Annotated in this window: 17 protein-coding genes; 2 read left to right on the top strand and 15 right to left on the bottom strand. The window is 64.4% G+C overall.

The features are described from left to right. Window positions 1-53: 53 nt before the first annotated feature. From NKI18_RS28605 to NKI18_RS28535, 15 genes are all read right to left on the bottom strand, one after another. Window positions 54-3,020 (bottom strand): bifunctional [glutamine synthetase] adenylyltransferase/[glutamine synthetase]-adenylyl-L-tyrosine phosphorylase, encoded by a 2,967-nt coding sequence (locus NKI18_RS28605; RefSeq protein WP_352620730.1) that lies wholly within the window; start codon window positions 3,018-3,020, stop codon window positions 54-56. Continuing rightward, window positions 3,020-4,489, bottom strand: coding sequence for a sensor histidine kinase (locus NKI18_RS28600; RefSeq protein ID WP_352620732.1), 1,470 nt, complete (start codon window positions 4,487-4,489; stop codon window positions 3,020-3,022). Before NKI18_RS28600 ends, NKI18_RS28605 begins: the two co-directional genes overlap by 1 nt. A 6-nt stretch (window positions 4,490-4,495) precedes the next feature. Further along, a complete protein-coding gene (locus tag NKI18_RS28595; RefSeq protein WP_254819962.1) occupies window positions 4,496-5,170 on the bottom strand; it encodes a response regulator transcription factor in 675 nt (224 codons plus the stop codon). A gap of 399 nt (window positions 5,171-5,569) precedes the next feature. Then, window positions 5,570-7,126, bottom strand: coding sequence for a Do family serine endopeptidase (locus tag NKI18_RS28590; protein ID WP_352620734.1), 1,557 nt, complete (start codon window positions 7,124-7,126; stop codon window positions 5,570-5,572). A 116-nt stretch (window positions 7,127-7,242) separates the two neighbouring features. After that, window positions 7,243-7,707 carry a cytochrome c-type biogenesis protein gene (locus tag NKI18_RS28585; RefSeq protein WP_084641257.1) on the bottom strand — a complete coding sequence of 155 codons (465 nt, stop codon included), beginning with the start codon at window positions 7,705-7,707 and terminating at the stop codon, window positions 7,243-7,245. Next, complete coding sequence (locus NKI18_RS28580) at window positions 7,704-9,692, bottom strand: heme lyase CcmF/NrfE family subunit (RefSeq protein ID WP_352620735.1); 1,989 nt, start codon at window positions 9,690-9,692, stop codon at window positions 7,704-7,706. Before NKI18_RS28580 ends, NKI18_RS28585 begins: the two co-directional genes overlap by 4 nt. Window positions 9,693-9,706: 14 nt before the next feature. Beyond that, window positions 9,707-10,150 carry a cytochrome c maturation protein CcmE gene (gene ccmE, locus NKI18_RS28575; protein ID WP_352471012.1) on the bottom strand — a complete coding sequence of 148 codons (444 nt, stop codon included), beginning with the start codon at window positions 10,148-10,150 and terminating at the stop codon, window positions 9,707-9,709. A 3-nt stretch (window positions 10,151-10,153) separates the two neighbouring features. After that, entirely contained in the window at window positions 10,154-11,290 is a 1,137-nt protein-coding gene (gene ccmI, locus NKI18_RS28570) for a c-type cytochrome biogenesis protein CcmI (RefSeq protein ID WP_352620737.1), read from the bottom strand. A gap of 222 nt (window positions 11,291-11,512) precedes the next feature. Beyond that, complete coding sequence (locus tag NKI18_RS28565; protein WP_352620739.1) at window positions 11,513-11,947, bottom strand: RT0821/Lpp0805 family surface protein; 435 nt, start codon at window positions 11,945-11,947, stop codon at window positions 11,513-11,515. A gap of 121 nt (window positions 11,948-12,068) precedes the next feature. Beyond that, window positions 12,069-13,496 carry an ATP-binding protein gene (locus tag NKI18_RS28560; protein WP_352620763.1) on the bottom strand — a complete coding sequence of 476 codons (1,428 nt, stop codon included), beginning with the start codon at window positions 13,494-13,496 and terminating at the stop codon, window positions 12,069-12,071. A 10-nt stretch (window positions 13,497-13,506) separates the two neighbouring features. Next, on the bottom strand, window positions 13,507-14,172 hold the full coding sequence (locus NKI18_RS28555) for a response regulator transcription factor (RefSeq protein WP_352454330.1): 666 nt from the start codon (window positions 14,170-14,172) through the stop codon (window positions 13,507-13,509). A gap of 64 nt (window positions 14,173-14,236) precedes the next feature. Continuing rightward, entirely contained in the window at window positions 14,237-14,536 is a 300-nt protein-coding gene (locus NKI18_RS28550; RefSeq protein WP_352620741.1) for a hypothetical protein, read from the bottom strand. A gap of 373 nt (window positions 14,537-14,909) precedes the next feature. Next, on the bottom strand, window positions 14,910-15,320 hold the full coding sequence (locus NKI18_RS28545) for a DUF3168 domain-containing protein (protein WP_352620742.1): 411 nt from the start codon (window positions 15,318-15,320) through the stop codon (window positions 14,910-14,912). 212 nt (window positions 15,321-15,532) lie between these two features. Then, on the bottom strand, window positions 15,533-15,805 hold the full coding sequence (locus NKI18_RS28540; RefSeq protein ID WP_023677828.1) for a hypothetical protein: 273 nt from the start codon (window positions 15,803-15,805) through the stop codon (window positions 15,533-15,535). Window positions 15,806-16,114: 309 nt separating this feature from the next. Further along, window positions 16,115-17,011, bottom strand: coding sequence for a LysR family transcriptional regulator (locus tag NKI18_RS28535; RefSeq protein WP_352620744.1), 897 nt, complete (start codon window positions 17,009-17,011; stop codon window positions 16,115-16,117). 129 nt (window positions 17,012-17,140) lie between these two features. Here NKI18_RS28535 and NKI18_RS28530 point away from each other — a divergent pair, with 129 nt between their 5' ends. Then, on the top strand, window positions 17,141-18,034 hold the full coding sequence (locus NKI18_RS28530) for a methyltransferase domain-containing protein (RefSeq protein WP_352620746.1): 894 nt from the start codon (window positions 17,141-17,143) through the stop codon (window positions 18,032-18,034). Window positions 18,035-18,053: 19 nt separating this feature from the next. Continuing rightward, window positions 18,054-18,686 (top strand): NAD(P)-dependent oxidoreductase, encoded by a 633-nt coding sequence (locus NKI18_RS28525; RefSeq protein WP_352620747.1) that lies wholly within the window; start codon window positions 18,054-18,056, stop codon window positions 18,684-18,686. Window position 18,687 lies beyond the last annotated feature (1 nt).

Genomic DNA, 18,687 nt, shown 5'->3' with positions numbered 1-18,687 from the left:
CAAAGCAGGTCGCAATTTGGGCCCGATGCTCTCGCCCGTACGGCTGGTTGCCGTCACGGTTGTTTCGCACGAAGCAGAAGGTCGAAATCCTTTCTGACCTTCTGCGACGTCTCCCCGAGATGCGCTTCAAGCACCCCGAAATCCGGCAGGTCGGTGACGGCCAGAAGCAGATCCGAAAGCCCTGGCGGAACGTCGTCGCGTTCGAACGCGCCGGTGAGGCAAAGCCGTATCATCTGGGTCAGCGCCAGATAGAGCGAATAGGCATCCACCAGTTCCTGCCTGACCTGGGCGCTGGCGAAATCCGGCGCCAGGCGCGACAGGACCTCAGCCGTGCCGGTGGCCCTGCGGCCTGCCTCGATCTTTCCGGTGATCAGCGCAACCTGGGCAATGAATTCGAGATCAATGAGGCCGCCCGGGATCAGCTTGATGTCCCAGGGATCGCGCGGCGGCTTCTCCTTGTCGACAATGGCGCGCATCTCGGATGCCTCGGCCATCACCTTGGCTGGATCGCGCGGCAGAGCGAGCACTGCAGCAACCTCTCCCTCGACCTCGCGGCAGAGCTCGGCATCGCCGCCGATCGTGCGGGCGCGCGCCAGCGCCATGTGCTCCCATGTCCAGGCGTCCTGGCGCTGATACTTCTTGAAGGCGTCGACATGGGTGGCCACCGGCCCCTTGTTGCCGGACGGCCGCAGGCGAAGGTCGAGCTCGTAGAGCACGCCCTCGGCGGTCGGCGCGGAAACGGCGGCGATCAGCCGCTGTGTCAGCCGGCTGTAGTAATGCGACGGGGCAAGCGGCTTGTCGCCGTCGGACTCCTCCGCATCGGCGTCGTGATCGTAGAGCAGGATGAGGTCGACGTCGGAGCCCGCCGTCAGTTCGCGGCTGCCGAGCTTGCCCATGCCGAGCAGCGCGACCCGGCCGCCGGCAATATAGCCATGACGCAAAGCGAATTCCGCCATCACCGCCTGCAATGCCGCCTCGATGGTCAGGTCGGCGAGATCGGAAAAAGCGCGGCCGGCGCGCGGCGGGTCGATCGACCCGGCAAGCAGCCTGACGCCGATCAGGAATTTTTGCTCCGAAGCAAAGATGCGCAGCCGGTCGAGCACGTCTTCATAGGCTCTGTCGCCTTCGAGGAAGGCGGCAAGGCGCGCCGACAGATAGGCGCGGTTTGGCAGTTCGCTCAGCAGCGCCGGATCGAGCAGCCCATCGAAGACATGCGGCCGGCGCGTGATGATGGCGGCCAGCCGCGGTGCCGCGCCCATGATAGTCGCCATCAGCTTCAGCAAAGCCGGATTCGACTGCAGCAGCGAAAACAGCTGGATGCCGGCAGGCAGGCCGGCAAGGAATTCGTCGAAGCGGATCACTGCCTCGTCCGCCCGCCGCGTCTGGCCGAAGGCTTGCAGCAGCGCCGGCGTCAGTTCGGTCAGCCGCTCGCGCGCTTCCGCCGACCTGGTGACGCGGTAGCGGCCGAAGTGCCAGCCGCGGATAACCCGGCAGATGTCGCTCGGCCGCTGGAAGCCGAGCCGCTGCAAGGTCTGCAAGGTATCGGGATCGTCGACGTCGCCGGTAAAGACCAGATTGCCGATGCCGGCCGAAAGCTCCGGCGCGGTTTCGAACAGCGCTGCATAGTGGCGCTCGACCTGGTGCAGCGCCGCGCGGAACGTTTCGGCAAAGCCTGCCGCATCGGCAAAGCCCAGCATGCGGGCGACGCGCTCCAGCCCCTCTTCGTCCTCCGGCAGGATATGCGTCTGCTGGTCGGCAACCATCTGGATGGCATGTTCGACGCGGCGCAGGAACCAGTATTGCCTGGTGAGCGCATCGCGCGCGTCGGCGGTGATCCAGCCGCGGGCGGAGAGCTCGCCGAGCATCGACACGGTCTCGCGGCCGCGCAGTTCGGGAAAGCGGCCGCCGGCGATGAGCTGCTGGGTCTGGACGAAGAACTCAATCTCGCGGATGCCGCCGCGGCCGAGCTTGACGTTGTGGCCCTTGACCGCGACCTCGCCATGGCCCTTGTGGGCGTGGATCTGGCGCTTGATCGAATGGACGTCGGCAATCGCCGCATAGTCCATGTATTTGCGCCAGATATAGGGCTGCAGCTCCTTCAGGAACGCGGCGCCGGCGGCAACATCGCCGGCCACCGGGCGCGCCTTGATCATGGCGGCGCGCTCCCAGTTCTGGCCGCGCGCCTCATAGTAGCGCAGCGCCGCCTCGACCGGGATCGCCAGCGGCGTCGAGCCGGGGTCGGGACGAAGCCTGAGATCGGTGCGGAAGACATAACCATGCTCGGTGCGGTCCTGGAGGATACGGACAAGCCGGCGGGTCAGGCGCGAAAACAGCTCTGTGGCATCGAGCGGATCGACGACGGCAGGCGCATCGGGGTCGAAGAAGACGACGAGGTCGATGTCGGAGGAGAAGTTCAGCTCATGCGCGCCGAGCTTGCCCATGCCGAGCAGAATCCAGCCCGAGCGTCGCGCCGGATTTTTGGCATCCGGCAATCGGAGCTTGCCTTGCTCATGCGCGTCGCGGAGCAGGAAATCGACAGCCGCACGCGTGCAGGCGTCGGCAAGGTCGCTCAGTCGCCGCACCGTCAGTGAGGTCTCGGCTTCGCCGGCGAGATCGGCCAAGGCGATCAGGAAATGCGCCTCCGCCTTGCATTGGCGCAGCTCCATCATCAGGCTGCTTTCGGAGACGGCCTGTACGCGTGCTGCCTTGTCGACCGCGGCGCCGATCGATGATAGCCGCGCCTCGATGGTCTCGTCGAAAAGCGCATCGAGTCTCCGCGGCCGGCGGCGCGCGGTATCGCGCAGGAACGGCGACAGGTCGAACACGGCGGCGAGGAAATCCTGGACGACCCCCTTGCCTGCCAAGAATTTCGCCAGTCGCGGCAGTTCTTTTTGCCGCGCGGCGTCGGCGATCTCCGACAATCCCTGCCTGGCGCGGCTTGCATCCAGCGGAACGAGCTTTATCGCCGGCTTCAACAGCCAGTCCGTTTCGAGGCGTCGCACTGCCATCCTCGCTACCATCAGCGATCCTCCCGCCCGGGAAAACTCATGACGACGGACAATCCGGGATTGCCGGGCAGAAGCTCAAGCCGTCCATTGTGGAACGTCACGATCGCCTTGGCGAGGCTCAAGCCAAGGCCGGAACCCGGCTGCGAGCGGCTCTTTTCCAGCCGCACGAAACGCTCGGTCACCCTGGCGCGGTCGACATCGTCGGGAATGCCCTGGCCGTTGTCGGAGACGGCGAGTCTGATCTCGCTACCGACACGCTCCAGCGTCACGCGAACCGTAGGCCTGGAGGTCGAGTCGGTCGAATATTTGATCGCGTTGTCGACGATGTTGGACAGCGCCTGGCCAATCAGCTCGCGATTGCCGTTGACGGCGAAGGAACCTTGCACCGAAGTTTCGAGCGTCACGCCCGCCTCCTCCGCTACCGGCTCGTAGAGTTCGACGACGTCGTGCACGGCAGCGGCCAGATCAACCCTGGTGGTGCTTTCCGAGGAATAGCCGGCTTCCAGTCGCGAGATCATCAGGATGGCGTTGAAGGTCTTTATCAGCTGATCGGATTCGGCGATCGTTCCTTCCAGCGCCTGCCGGTAGTCGCTGGTGTTGTGCTTGCCGGAAAGCGTCGCCTCGGCGCGATTGCGCAGCCTGGTCAGCGGCGTCTTCAGGTCGTGGGCGATGTTGTCGGAGACCTGCTTCAGGCCCTCGTTGAGCGTGGCGATCCTGGCCAGCATGGAATTGAGGTTTTCCGACAGCCGGTCGAACTCGTCGCCGGCGCCGGTGACCGGCAGCCGGCCGGAAAGATCGCCGCCCATGATACGGCGGCTCGCCTCAGACACGCTGTCGATGCGCTTCAGCGCCGCGCGCCCGACGAAGAACCAGATCAGCAGCCCGCCGACGCCCATCATGCCGAGCGCCAGCATCAAGGCGCGGCGAATGACGGCGCGGAAGCGCTCCGGCTCGCCGAGGTCGCGGCCGACCAGCATGATCATCTGGTTGGGCAGGCGCAGCACCAGGGCAATGGCGTTGTGGCCCTTCTCGCCTTCGGCCTGAACTTCGCTCTGGGCGGGCTCGTTCGGGTCGGAGACCGGGTTGCGCTGCCGCTCGAGCTCGCCCTCACCGAAGCGGCGGTAGGAGAACGGTTCGATGGTCCAGCCCTCGGCCTCGATCACGCCCGGCTCCAGGCTCTGCACGTTGCCGGTCAGGATCTGGCCGTTGGCATCGGCGATCAGATAGAGATTGGCGCCGGGCTGGCGGGAGCGCTGCTCGACGACACGGACCAGCAGCGGCAAGCCGCCGCGCTGATAGGCGCGGGCGAGGCCGAGCACCTCGTCGTTGATCGTGTCCTGGGTCTGGCCGGTCAGCATGCGCGCCGACAGCGAGGTCATGTAGAACACGAGCAGCACCGCGCAGATGGCGAACAGCAGGAGGTAGAGCGCCGAAAGCCGCGCTGCCGTCGTCTTCATGATGGCCGGCACGGAAAGAGTCATGGGGTTCTAGCCGCTTTTCAGCATGTAGCCGGCGCCGCGAACCGTGTGCAGGATCGGCTTGTCGAAGCCCTTCTCGATCTTGCCCCGCAGCCGCGAGATATGAACGTCGATGACGTTGGTCTGCGGATCGAAATGGTAGTCCCAGACATTCTCGAGCAGCATGGTGCGCGTCACCACCTGGCCGGCATGGCGCATCAAATATTCGAGCAGGCGGAACTCGCGCGGCTGCAGCGTTATCTCGCGCCCGGCGCGCCGCACCGAGTGCGACAGCCGGTCGAGTTCGAGATCACCGACCCGGTAGACGGTTTCGGCTTCCCTGGCGCTGGCGCGGCGGTTCAGCACCTCGACGCGGGCGAGCAGTTCGGAAAAGGCGTAGGGTTTGGTCAGATAGTCGTCGCCGCCGGCGCGCAGACCGGTAACCCGGTCGTCGACTTCGCCGAGCGCCGACAAGATCAGCACGGGCGTCGTATTGCCCCGGGACCTGAGCCCGGCAATGACGGACAGGCCATCGCGGCGCGGCATCATGCGATCAACGACCATGACGTCATAGTCGCCGGAATCGGCGAGCGCGAAGCCGGTTTCGCCGTCGCCGGCGACATGGGCGGTATGGCCGGCCTCGGCGAACGCCTTCTGCAGGTAGTCGGCTGCCTCGCGATCGTCTTCTATGACGAGAATCTTCATAGAACCGTTATACGCGATTTCGCTGGAAGATTGAGTGGCCGGCATATGCATCGTGGCCTTCTCCATGGCGTATCGCGAACAAAGTGATTCAGGGATACGCGGTAAGTCTTTGTTTTAGCATGTCGTAGCCTAAAACCGCTTCACGCCTTGAGCGGCATGTTCGAGCGGCAGCGGGCGATGGGAAGCCCGCTGCCGCTGGGGCGGAACACGATGACTGACTAACGTATTCAGGCCCCGTGCTTTCCCGTGCGGCGGCTCGGGGGTGTTGAAAACCGCCGCACCGGAAAAGTCGACCACTAGAGCGCCGCGCGTCCTCTTGGACGCGCAAAGGACGCTCTAGCACCTTGAATCCGCGCATGAGCCTTTCCGAAAACGGAATACGTGTTCGGGGTCATGCGCTCAGCCCTTGGCGACAGGCAGTGCGACGAAGCGGTTGCTGTCGTCGCGGGTGATCTGCATCAGCACCGCCTTGCGGCCGGACTTCACCGCGTCGGCCATCGCCTTGTCGACGTCGCCGGTGCCGTTCACTTCCGTCGAATTGACGGAGGTGATGACGTCGCCGGGCTGGATGCCGCGATCGGCGGCATCGCTGTCGGGGTCGACATCGGTCACCACAAGGCCCTTGCCATTGTCAGACTTGGTGACGGTCAGGCCGAGATCGGCGAGCGTGTCGGTCTTCGGCGCGGGGGCGGGCTGCTGGTCGGCCGAGGCCTGCTTGTCGCTCGACGGCAGCTTGCCGAGATCGACCTTAACCGCCTCGCTCTTGCCGTTGCGCCACACCGTGACATCGACAGATTTGCCGGGCGAGTAAGCGCCAATCAGACGGGCGAGTTCCTTCGGCGAAGCAACGTCCTTGCCGTCCACCTGGGTGATCACGTCACCGGCGGTGATGCCGGCCTTCTTCCCGGGACCGTTGTCCTGCGCGCTGGCAACGAGCGCGCCCTTGCCGGACCCAAGGCCAAGCGACTCGGCGATTTCGGGCGTGACCGGCTGGATTTCGACGCCGAGCCAGCCGCGCTGGACTGTACCGTTCTTCATCAGATCCTGCACGACCTGCTTGGCGGTCGAAGCGGGAATGTCGAAGGCAATGCCGACGCTGCCGCCCGACGGCGAGAAGATCGCGGTGTTGATGCCGACAACCTGGCCGTTGAGGTTAAAGGTCGGGCCGCCCGAATTGCCGCGGTTCACCGAGGCGTCGATCTGGATGAAGTCGTCATAGGGACCGGCGCCGATATCGCGGCCGCGGGCCGAAACGATGCCTGCGGTAACCGTGCCGCCGAGGCCGAACGGATTGCCGACAGCCACCACCCAGTCGCCGACGCGAACCTTGGAATCGTCGGCGAAGTCGACATAGGTGAACTTGCTGCCGTCATCGACCTTGAGCACGGCAAGATCGGTGCGCGGATCGGTGCCGATCAGCTTGGCGTCGAGTTCCTTGCCGTCATTGGTCACCACGGTGAATGCGGTGCCCTCCTCGACGACATGGTTGTTGGTGACGAGATAGCCGTCATCGGAGATGAAGAAACCGGACCCTTGCGCCACCGGCCGCGGCTGGTCGTTGTTGCGGTCACGGTGTCCAAAACGGCGCATTCCGTTCGGGCCCTGATCGCCGCCTTGATCGCCAAAGCCGCGGAATTCGCGGAAGAACCGGCGCAGCTGCGGGTTGTCGGGAAGATTGCCTAAGCCATCCTCGTCGTCCATCTGGCCGGAACCGTCATCGGCTGTCGACTGGATCTTGGCCTTGACGCGCACGCTGACGACCGCCGGCGAAACGCGCTCGACCACATCGGCGAAGCTCGGGACCTGCGGTGCCTCGACACGCACGGCGTCGGCCAGCACCGGGGCTGTCCCGGTGGCAACAGCACCAAAGCCGATCGCGCCGGCAATGGCCAGGGATGCCGCTGCGGCCAGAAGGCGTTTGCGGGTGCGTAGATATGAATTGGGGGCAACATTCATGGTTCTCGTATCCTCTTTTCAAGGGACGCCCCTTGATTGGCATCCTCGACAAAGGAAATAGAGAGCCGCACATTACGGCGCCATTTCCGGTACATGAAACTTTCGTAATGTATCGATCAATCGCGGCGGAGCATCTTGTCCAGCGCCGCCTGTTCCTCGGCAGTTAATGCAGCGGTCACCGTCGAACGGCGCGAGCGGGCGGCCAGCAGGATGAATGTCCCGCCAACGAGCAGCAGAAGAACTGGCGTCCCCCAGAGCAAAACATTGCGCAGATTGAAGCGTGGCTTCAGCAGCACGAATTCGCCGTAGCGCGAAACGACATAGTCCATCACCTGCCGGTCGGTATCGCCGGCGACCAGGCGCTGGCGCACAAGGATGCGCAGGTCGCGGGCGAGGTCGGCATCGGACTCGTCGATCGACTGGTTCTGGCAGACCATGCAGCGCAGGCCTTCCGACAAAGCGCGCGCCCTCGCCTCGAGTGCCGGGTCGGCGAGCACCTCGTCGGGCTTGACCGCCTGCGCGGCGCCGGCGAACAACAGCGCCAGCAGCAGGACCAGCGAGGCCAGCGTGACCCTTTTCATTGCGGGCTCGCCGATGGCACGCCGGCCGCAGCCTTGCGGCGCGACGGTGCGCCGACGCGCAGGCGGCGGTCGAGCAGCGACATCGCCGCGCCCGCCATCATTACCAGTCCGCCGCCCCAGATCAGCGTCACCAGCGGCTTCCACCACAGACGAACGACCACAGAGCCATCGCTGCCCTCGTCGCCAAGCGAAAGATAGAGCTGGCTGAAGCCGATCGTCCTGATGCCGGATTCGGTTGTGGTCATCTGGCGCACCGGATATGAGCGCTTGGCCGAGGTGATCTCGCCGGTGACGCTACCGTCGGCGCCAAGCAGGGCGAAGCGGCCGCGATCCTCACTGTAGTTAGGCCCCTGGGCCGGGTAGAGCCCCTCGAAGCGCAGCTTGTGGCCGGACAGTTCGACGGTCTCGCCGGCATGCAACGACAGGATTTTTTCGGTGCCGAAGCAAAGCGTGCCGACAATGCCGAGCGTTGTCAGCCCGAGGCCGAGATGCGCAAGCGCTGTGCCGAAGACCGAGCGCGGCAGGCCGGCGAAGCGCCTGAGCATGGTGGCGGGCGCGACGGTGCCGAAGCCGGATTTGACGGCGAGATCGGTGAGCGCGCCGCAGATCAGCCAGAAGGCAAGGCCGACACCGAGTGCCGCCAACACCGAAGCGCCATCGATGAACAGGGCCGTCACCAGCACGGCGAGCAGCGCCGCCGCGAAAGCCGCCATCAGGCGCTGGGCGACCGCGAAAATGTCGCCGCGCTTCCAGGCGAGCAGCGGCCCGAACGGCACGACGACCAGCAGCGGCACCATCAGCGGGCCGAATGTCAGGTTGAAGAACGGCGCGCCGACCGAAATCTTGTCGGCAGACAGGGCTTCGACGACGAGCGGGTAGAGCGTGCCGACCAGCACGGTGGCGGTGGCGGTGGTCAGGAACAGATTGTTCAGGACCAGCGCGCCTTCGCGCGAGATCGGGTGAAACAGGCCGCCGGCCGTCAGCCGGGAGGCGCGCAAGGCAAACAGCGCCAGCGAGCCGCCGATGAACAGCGTCAGGATGCAGAGGATGAACACGCCACGCGTCGGATCGGTGGCGAATGCGTGCACCGAGGTCAGCACGCCGGAACGCACCAGGAAGGTGCCGAGCAGCGACAGTGAGAAGGTCAGGATCGACAGAAGCAGCGTCCAGATCTTCAGCGCCGAGCGCTTTTCCATGACGATCGCCGAATGCAGCAGCGCCGTGCCCGCCAGCCACGGCATGAAGGATGCGTTCTCGACCGGATCCCAGAACCAGAAGCCGCCCCAGCCGAGCTCGTAATAGGCCCAGTAGGAGCCCATGGCGATGCCGCCAGTGAGGAACATCCAGGCAACCAATGTCCACGGCCTTACCCAGCGCGCCCACGAAGCGTCAATGCGGCCCTCGATGAGGGCAGCGACAGAGAAGGAAAAGCAGATCGAGAAACCGACATAGCCGAGATAAAGCAGCGGCGGATGGATGGCGAGCCCGAGGTCCTGCAGGATCGGGTTGAGATCGCGGCCCTCGATAGGCGCCGGATTGAGCCTGACGAACGGGTTCGATGTCGTCAGGATGAACAGGAAGAAAGTGGCGCCGATCGCTCCCTGCACGGCAAGCACATTGGCCCGGAGCGTCGCCGGAAGATTGCCGCCGAAGACGGCGACGAGCGCGCCGAAGAAGGTCAGGATCAGCACCCAGAGCAGCATCGAACCTTCGTGATTGCCCCAGGTTCCGGTGATCTTGTAGATCAGCGGCTGCAGCGAATGCGAGTTCTCCCAGACGCTCTCAACCGAGAAGTCGGAGCCGGCGTAGGCGGTTGCCAGCGCCACGAAAGACAGCGCCGTCAAGGCAAAGCCGGTCAGCGCGGCCGGTGCGCCGACGGCCATCATCTTGTGGTTGCCGGTGCGCGCACCGAACAGCGGCACCATCGTCTGCACCAGGGCCAGCGCAAACGCCAGGACCAGGGCGAAATGTCCGGTTTCAACCATTGTCACCGCACCCGCTAGTCACTCTTGCTCTCCTGCCATACGCCCTTGGCCTTGAGGCCATCGGCCACTTCCTTGGGCATATAGGTCTCGTCATGCTTGGCCAGCACGCTGTCGGCGACAAAGATTCCGTCAGGGCCAAACGAGCCTTCGGTGATCACGCCCTGTCCTTCCCGGAAGAGGTCGGGAAGAATGCCGGTATAGGTGACCTTGACGTCCTTCTGGTTGTCGGTCACCGAAAAGGCGACGGTGGCGCCTTGGCCACGCTCGACCGTGCCTTTTTCGACGAGACCGCCGAGCCTGATGCGCTGGCCCGGCTGAAGGCTGGCGGTGGCCAGATCGGCCGGCATGTAGAAATAGGAGGCCTTCTGGCCAAGCGCATAGAAGGTCAGCCCCGTGGCAACACCGAGAAACCCCAGCCCCGCTGCGATCACCGACAGTCGTTTCTGCTTGCGCGTCATCGTCTACTCCGTCGCCGTCACGCCGAGCGAGGCGGCAAAGGCGGTGAATTTCCTGGCCTGGTCACTGTCCGCGCCAAAGACGGCGATACCGCGATTGAGCGCGTCACGCGCCTGATCTGTCTTGCCCAGCACGGCATAGGAACGAACGAGCTGCATCCACCCTTCCTCGTCGCGCGGATTTTGCCGAAGCTTTTCGTCGAGGCCGGCAACCATGGTGCTGATCATGGCTTGCCGGTCCTGCGGCGACATCGAGGAAGCAGCATCGATATCCTCGGCGGTCGGCCCTTTCGCGGGCGCCTCCGAAGCGACGCTGCGCGCGGCGGATTCGGCCAGCGCCTGCTCGACGGCGCCGCGCCACGGCGAGCCCTGCGGCAAGGCGGCAAGCATCTTTTGCCAGGCCGCCGTGGCTTCAGCTATGCGGCCTTCCTGTGCCATGCCCATGGCGAGATAGAACGAGGCCTTCGGATTGGCCGGATCGAGCTTCAACGCCGCCTCGAAAGCCGCCTGCGCTTCGGCGGAGACAATGCCGCCGGCCGCATTGGCGATCGCCTCGCCAAGACCCGCCTGGCGGGCGGCGCTGTCGCCGTCGAGGCGGATGGCGTTGCGATAAGCGGTCACCGCATCGGCGTATCGCTGCATGCGCAGATAGACCGGCGCCAGCACGTCCCAGCCGCGGCCATCGGATGGGTTGGCCGCCAGGTGCGCCTCGGCGCGGGCTATCAGCTCGTCGACCGAGCTGTCGGCGGGGTTCTTGGCCAGGCGTTCGCTGAGCGGCTGCGACGGCAGGTCGGGTGAGCCGAGCTGGCCATAGAGGCCCCAGCTGACCAGCGGAACCAGCAGCACGGCCGCCGTCGCCACCAGCCTTGTCGACCGCGACGGCTGCGTCGCCGTGTCGTCGGCGTGGCCGGTATTGCTCAGGCGAAGGATGCGGCGGGCGATTTCGGCGCGTGCCTCTTCGGCCTCCATTGGCTGGATCAGGCCACGCGCCATATCGCGGTCAAGCTCGGCCAGCTGGTCGCGATAGACTTCAAGGTCGTGATCGCCGGCAGCGGACGCGTTCTTCGATCCGCCGGCCAACGGCAGCAGCACCGCCAGGCTTGCGCCCAGCGTCAGGAGTGCAGCTATGACCCAGAACAGCATGGCTCTTCCAATAGAACGAGACCCTTGCCCTGCCAACACAAGCGTGCTGCGACGCTTTGGCGGGGCCGCTCCGATCGATAATGCATGTCGCGCAAAAGTGTGCAGCGGTTTTGCGATAACGACCATGCATCAAAACAAGAACCTAAAGCGCCTCGCATGAGGCCGGTCGAACGCGACGCGCTTTAGTGCCGGACCGGAATCGGCGGATCGGCGGCCGGCCAGCTACGTCAGCGGCGTCCAGCTGCCGTCGGCATTGCGGCAGGCGGTTCCGCGCGCGGTGGCGCCGGCGGTGCCGGTAAACACCGTATGGGTGTATTGCCGGCAGTCCTGCGAGCCGACGCGATAGGGCTGGGCGGCGACCACTTCGCCGCGATGGGCCGAACCGTCGCTCTTCCAAGCCACTTTCTGGCCGCTCGCCATGTATTCAAGCGCCTTGTATTCCGCCTCAAGCGCGCTGCGCTTCTCGGTCTCGCTCAGGCCGGCGCCGATAGAGCCGCCGACGAGGCCGCCGCCCATGGCGGAGATGATCGTCGTCGCCACCTTGGCGCCGCTGGGGGGCGTCGCGGCCGGCGTCACCGTAACGGCCGGGCCCTTGCCGAGCGTTGTGCAGCCGGAGACGGCGAGCAGGGCGGAAACGAGCGCGACGCGAATCTTCATGCCAATACCGGCTTTCTTGAGCTGGACCGCCGCGCTGTCAGCAGCTGGCGCGGCCATAATGTCGATGTTTGTCGGAAATTTGGCCGCAGCCGGCCACCTGGAAAAGCAATCTGGAAAAGCATTACTGAAGGCTCCGCAATCGAACCATCGCCTTCAATCCACCCATGACGGATCGTTCCAGCGCCAGAGAGCCTCCATACTCGTTGACAAGGTCGGCGACAATGGCAAGTCCGAGCCCGCTGCCCGGTTTTGTCTCGTCGAGACGCCGGCCGCGCTGCAACACCTCGCGCGCCTTGTCGTCGGGAATGCCGGGGCCGTCATCCTCGATGCTGATCTCGAACAGGTTGGCTGCGCCTTCCGTGCCAGCGCCACCCTTGCTGGAGATTGGCTTGACCGAAACGGCGACCGCGCTCCTTGCCCATTTCATCGCATTGTCGAGCAGATTGCCGAGCAGCTCCTCCAGGTCCTCGCGTTCGCCGGCAAAGACGATGTCGGTGGCCGGCAGTGAGAGCGACAGCGCCGTCTGCGGGTTGAGCTTCTGCAGCACCCGAACCATGCGCTGGACCAGCGGCGCCACCGGCGTACGGTAGACGACGCTGTCGCGCTGCGCGGCGACGCGGGCACGTTGCAGATAATGGTCCACTTGCTTTTGCATGGAAGCGGCCTGCTCGGCGATCAGCTGGCCCTTGGCGCCACCCAGCGCCCGTCCCTCGTTGAGCAGCACGGCAAGCGGCGTCTTCAGCGAGTGAGCCAGGTTGCCGACCTGCGTGCGCGACCGCTCGACGATACGCCTGTTGTTCTCGATCAGCGCATTGGTCTCGTTGGCGAGCGGCTCGATCTCGGCCGGGAAACGGCCGTCTAGGCGCTGCGCGGTTCCTTCGCGCACCATGGCAAGCGCATTCCTGACCCGGCGCAGCGGCTGCAGGCCGAGCAGGATGGCAATCGCATTGATGGCGATCATGCCGACGCCGAACAGCGACAGATAGGTCAAAAGGCGCCGCTGGAAGGTGGCGATTTCCTGCTCGAGCTCGGTCTGGTTGCCCATGACGCGGAAGCGCGCGGCGCGGTTTTTCGCATCGAGCACGAACTCGCTCTCGAACACCTCCAACTGCTCGCCTCCGATGCCGTCCGCTGAATAGCTGCGCTGGAAGCTGGCATTGAAGGGCACCTCGGCAACGCTTGGCGACGGGATCGCCTTGGTCATCGACGACGAATGGAGATCGCCGTGCACGCCTTCCGAGGCAGGCTCGACCGACCAGTACCAGCCGGAATTCGGTTCCGAGAACCTCAAATCACCAAGGTCGGGGGCGCCGGTCAATTGGCCGCTTTCAGAAACGCCGACCGAGCCGATCAGGTTGAACAGATGCGCCGAAAGCAGGCTGTCGAAACCGCGCTCGCTGGCCTGGCGATAGAGCGTGGTGATCAAGGTGAAGATGACGACCAGAGTGAGGATCGCCCAGACCGTGGAAAAGGCGATGACGCGAAACGCCACCGAACGCGGCCATGACCGCAGCGACGGCGTGTTCGAGACGGCGGGTTTTGTAGGCAGCGGTTCCGCGTTACGCCTCCGGCTTACGCATGCGGTAGCCCATGCCGCGAACAGTTTCGATCATGTCGATGCCCATCTTCTTGCGAAGCCGTCCGACAAAGACCTCGATCGTGTTGGAATCGCGGTCGAAATCCTGGTCGTAGAGATGCTCGACAAGCTCGGTCCGGGACACCACCTCGCCCATGTGGTGCATCAAATAGGCAAGCAAGCGGAATTCGTGCGAGGTCAGCTTCAGCGGCACGCCGTCGACGTCGGCCTTGGAGGCCTTGGTGTCGAGGCGGAGCGGCCCGCAGGTCAGTTCGGACGAAGCGTGCCCGGCAGCACGCCGGATCAAGGCCCGCACCCTGGCCAGGATTTCCTCGATGTGGAAGGGTTTGGTGACGTAGTCGTCGGCGCCGGCGTCGATGCCGGCAACCTTGTCGCTCCAGCGGTCGCGTGCCGTCAGGATCAGCACCGGCATCTTGCGGCCGCCGCGCCGCCAGCGTTCGACCACGCTGATGCCGTCCATCTGCGGCAGGCCGATATCGAGCACCACGGCATCGTAGGGCTCGGTGTCGCCGAGAAAAAGCCCTTCCTCGCCGTCGAAAGCGCGGTCGACGACATAGCCGGCATCGACCAGCGCATCGCCGATCTGCCGGTTGAGATCCTTGTCATCTTCGACGACGAGTACGCGCATGCGGGAGGCCTGTTGAAACTGGTCAGATATAGGCCGATTCCGGCAGACTGGGAAACGGCACGATTCAGTTCAGCGGAACGACGATCTCCGAGCGACGCGGACGCTGCCCTTCCTTGCCCGGAACGAGCACGACGATGATGCAGACCGGCTGGCCGCCGCGTGTCGACTGCGAGGCTTTGGCCAAGGTGCCGCCATTCTGCTCGGCCACCTGCTGGCCGATCGCGTAGCAGTCGGAGGCGGCGAGGACGACCGGCTGCGGCTGCTCGGGCACGACAACGGGGATCGCCATCGCTTGCGACGCAAGCAGACCGGCGGCTGCGAGCGCCAGTGCCGCGGTCCGGAAGTGGGGGCGAAGGATGTTCATGGTCAGCGTTCTAACGCGCCGGTGCTGAACGTGATATGAACGGTGAACGCTCGAATGCATGCCCGCCACACCCCTGAAGCGCGAGATTACCGGATTGCCATTTCGCCGCCCGGCTCCGCGAAATCGCCAATGTTTAACCTAGCCCTCCAATCCTTCGCCGACAACCGGCATCATCTGGCGGGCAGGACCATTTGGGAGGACGAAGCATCCGGCCCAAGGCAACCGATGGCAGTTCAGGCAAACCGAACCTGAAACAAAAAACCCGCCTCTGCGGCGGGTCGCTGGCGCCATCAGCACCATAAGAGAATTAGTAGCATAGCTGCCGGCACAAAGCAAGAACAAAATTGCCCGATTTGCAAAAAGTGCCCGGTGGTCAGCCCTCGTCCCTGATCACGGCGCGGAAGCGCAGCAGCCCGTGATGGGCCGAAAGGTCCTCGTCGTAGCGGGCTTCGGCGAATTCGAGCTTGAGGTAGGCGCGGCGATTTTCGCCGAGCGAGAGAGCCGTATCGCGCAGGCGGGTGCTAACAAGCTCCATGATGTCATTGGTTTCCTTGCTAGCCTCTGATTTCGACCAGACATGCAACGTCAGCAACTGTTCTGCGTCGTTCTCCATCCCCGTTGCCCAATCGTAGACGCTGGTGCGGCCGAAGGTCATGTGGGGGAACGCAACATTTTCCGGCGCATGGTCGAACAATCTTGCATCGCCCAGTGCCGCCGACAGGTGGGGATCGCCGTTCACTGCCTCGAATATGGCCCTCTGCAATTCGACGGCCGGCGCGGTCATCGTCTTTCCCTTCGCCCGTCGCGTCGACCTCCCTGCTGCGTAGCTGCGTTGCATGACGGCGTCCCGGCAAAGCGCGAATCAGCGCGTCTCATGCGGATTATGAACCTTCATGATCTCGGGAATAAGCCCTGCTCCTGGGATGCGCGACGCCTCGGCAGACGAAGCGGATGCGTTTGCTTCCTAGCTGCGGCTGGGATTGGGAAATGTCAGGCTCATGATTTCGCCTGCGTCGATGCGGATACGGCCTGCTTGAGTGCCCGCGACGCCCGCTTCTTCTTCGGGGCGACCGGATTCAGAGCTGCCGCCGCGCGGTCTGCCTCTTCCTTGGCCAGTCGCAATTCCCTCAGCCTTGCCGTCTTGATGGTCCTGGCCTTCGCCTCCGAGAGATATTCGGCAGTTGCTTTGTTCCGCTCCGCCGTCTTCTTTTGATTTTCCATGAAGCGAGCCTCAGATTTTCCCATGATGTTCTGATTGCCTTGGGCCATCCGTAAAATCTCCTTGCAGCTAAAGTCGAAAACGTGAATTTCACTCTAAGATAGGTGTTTCACAGCGGAAATTCAATTCTCAGGCATTTGGCATGACCCAACTGTGGTGAGAGACCTGGCGGAAATAATACCTGTTAATATTATCACGGATCGCAAGATTCTCTGGCGCTCCCGCAAATCGAGTATCCAGCGAGTCTTCCGAGAGAACCAACGCCGGACGATACGGTGCGACCCGCAAAGAGCGGGACAAGCGTCCCGTGTGACGACTGCCAATCCTCGGCACCTCGCGCAAGCGGCTGCACCATGCCCCTACTGCGTCTCGCCGCTGATCACCTCGGCATGGTCCTTGATGATGGTAGAAACGAAGCGGATGACGGCGCGCACCGGCGCCTCCGCCCCGATTTCACGGCGATAGACGAGCGACACCGGATGACTGCCGAGAATGTCGGGGGCAAGGCGCACCATCCGCGGTTCAGCTTCGGCCAACATGCAGGGCATTACCGCCAGACCGGCGCCACTCAGAGCCGCCGCCAGCATTTCCGTCATTTCGGCAACGCGAAGGACAATTGCCGCGCCGGCGCCGTGCGCCTCAACCCATTTGGCGCCGGGGACGCCGGCAAGGCTTGCGTGAAATCCAATGATCTCGTGTCCGGCCAGCTGGCGAGGGTCGATGGGCATCGGGTGACGGTCGAGATAGCGCTGGGACGCATAGATCGACCAGCCCGCAACACAAAGCTTCTGCGCGATCAAATCGTCGTCGGCGATGGTGCCGATCCTGACCGCTAGGTCGGCCTCGCCGTGCTGCAGGTCCACGGGCCTGCTGCCGCTCGTCAGTTCAAGATTGATATCGGGGTGGGCGTTATGGAACCCGGCCATACGCTCGGCAAAAAGGGGGCTGAAGCCCGACGGCAGTGCCAGCCGAACGCTATTCTTGCCCGAACGCACAAGCGCCGTCAGTGCTTGCATGGTGCGTCCAAGCTCATCACCGAGCGGCAGCAATGTCTGGCCAAGCGGCGTGATCTCGATACCTTGCCGCGTTCGCACGACAAGCGAAACCCCGAGTGCCGCCTCAAGAGCAGCCAGGCGCCGGCTGATCGTCGTGTGACGCACGCCGAGCACGCGCGCAGCTCCCGACAACGTTCCCGCGCGGGCGGCAGCGAGAAAGTAGCGCAGATCGTTCCAGTCCGGTTCGCCGGTCTTGATCACGAACCTAGTCTAGATCAATTCCTCGCCGCGCACCTGTGCAGTTTTGCACAAGCATGCGCGGAAATTGCAAATCGCCTGAATTTGACGTCCGCGCGAGAATAGGCCTGATCCAATTCAGGGAAGCGATCGATGGATATCGAAGGTTTGCGAACGATGGTGGCGCGGCACGCGACGTCGGCCAATGCGTTGGTGGCGCTCGGTTTGGCGATGGAGGCGCGTATTTCCGGCACGCCACTCGAGGGCAGTGTGGCCCGGCGCACAGGGGCCGTGCTTGCCGAACTCGGCGCCTCCGACGTCGTGGCAAGTGCTGGCGTCATCGAACTTACGCCGGTGCTGGCCAGCATCCGGGTCGACCTGCTTTCAGGTGGCAAGCTGCTGTCGCGCTCCTCCGAAAGCGTCGAGGCCCTGGAAGCCTGTTTACGCCAGGCCTTCGGCGACGTTTCATCTGGCTTCCCGGCGTTGCTGAAGCGGCTGATCGCGCCACAACTGGCCGGTTTGCCGGAGAGGCTCGCCGCACCGGGCGCAGCCTTCCTGGATATCGGCGTCGGCGTCGGCGCCCTGTCGGTGTCGATGCTGCGACAATGGCCCGGGCTGAAGGCGGTCGGTGTCGATCCCCTGCCTGAAGCCATCGCGCAGGCCGCTGCCAACGTCAGGGCAGCCGGGCTCGAACATCGCATCGAACTACGCACCGGGCTGGGCCAGGATATCGCGGACACGGACGCGTTCGACCTTGTTTTCGTACCAAGCGCCTTCATCCCCGAGCCGGATGTCAGGGCCATCGTCAAGCGCAGCCACGCCGCGTTGCGGCCCGGCGGCTGGCTGCTGCTGGCAATGGTCAATCCTGGACCGGATGCACTGGGAGACGCCCTCGCCCGCTTCCGCACCACAATGTGGGGCGGCACGGTTTTTGAAAAGGGCGCAGCCCAGGACCTGGTCGATCAGAGCGGCTATTCCGACAGCCGGTTGCTGCCCGGCCCGACCGGGGCGCCTGTCGCCTTCGTCGCCGGGCGTAAGCGGGGCTAACGGTTTCCAGGAGCGGACGATGAAACTGCTGATCTTCGGCGCTTCCGGTGCGACGGGTCGACTGCTTGTCTCGGCGGCGTTGGCGAAGGGCCATGCGGTGACCGCCTTCGTCCGCACGCCGGGCAAGCTTGCCATCAGCCACGAAAATCTGAAGGTGATCGTCGGAAACGTCGCCGATCGGCAGGCAGTCGAACGCGCCGTTGTTAGGTATGATGCGGTTTTCAGCTGTCTTGGGGTGGGCGTGCCGCTGAAACGCGATCCGGCCGTTGTTGCCGGCATCGGCTTCATCGTCGCGGCGATGCAGCGGGCCGGCCCCGAACGGCTCATCTATCTTTCATTCCTTGGCGTTCGCGACAGCCGGCGGCAACTAGGCCCACTGTTGGGCAACATCATCGCACCATTGGTGCTGCGCCATGAGGTGGCGGACCACGAAGTGAAGGAAAGCCTGATCGTTCAATCCAATCTCGACTGGACCATCGTGCGGCCGCCCAAGCTGAGCAATGGGGCGGCAACGGGTGAATTTCGCCACGGCAATGGCATCCGGTCGGCGTCGTTGCTGCCGACACTGGCGCGGGCCGACGTAGCGGCGTTCATGCTCGCCCAGCTCGACGACACCACCTACTCGCGCAGGGCAGTCAGCATCCTGCGCTGAC

Source organism: Mesorhizobium sp. M0800 (assembly GCF_040320095.1).
Classification (GTDB): domain Bacteria; phylum Pseudomonadota; class Alphaproteobacteria; order Rhizobiales; family Rhizobiaceae; genus Mesorhizobium.
The sequence above is the reverse complement of the archived record's forward strand: the minus strand, read 5'-3'. Positions and strand labels throughout refer to the sequence as shown.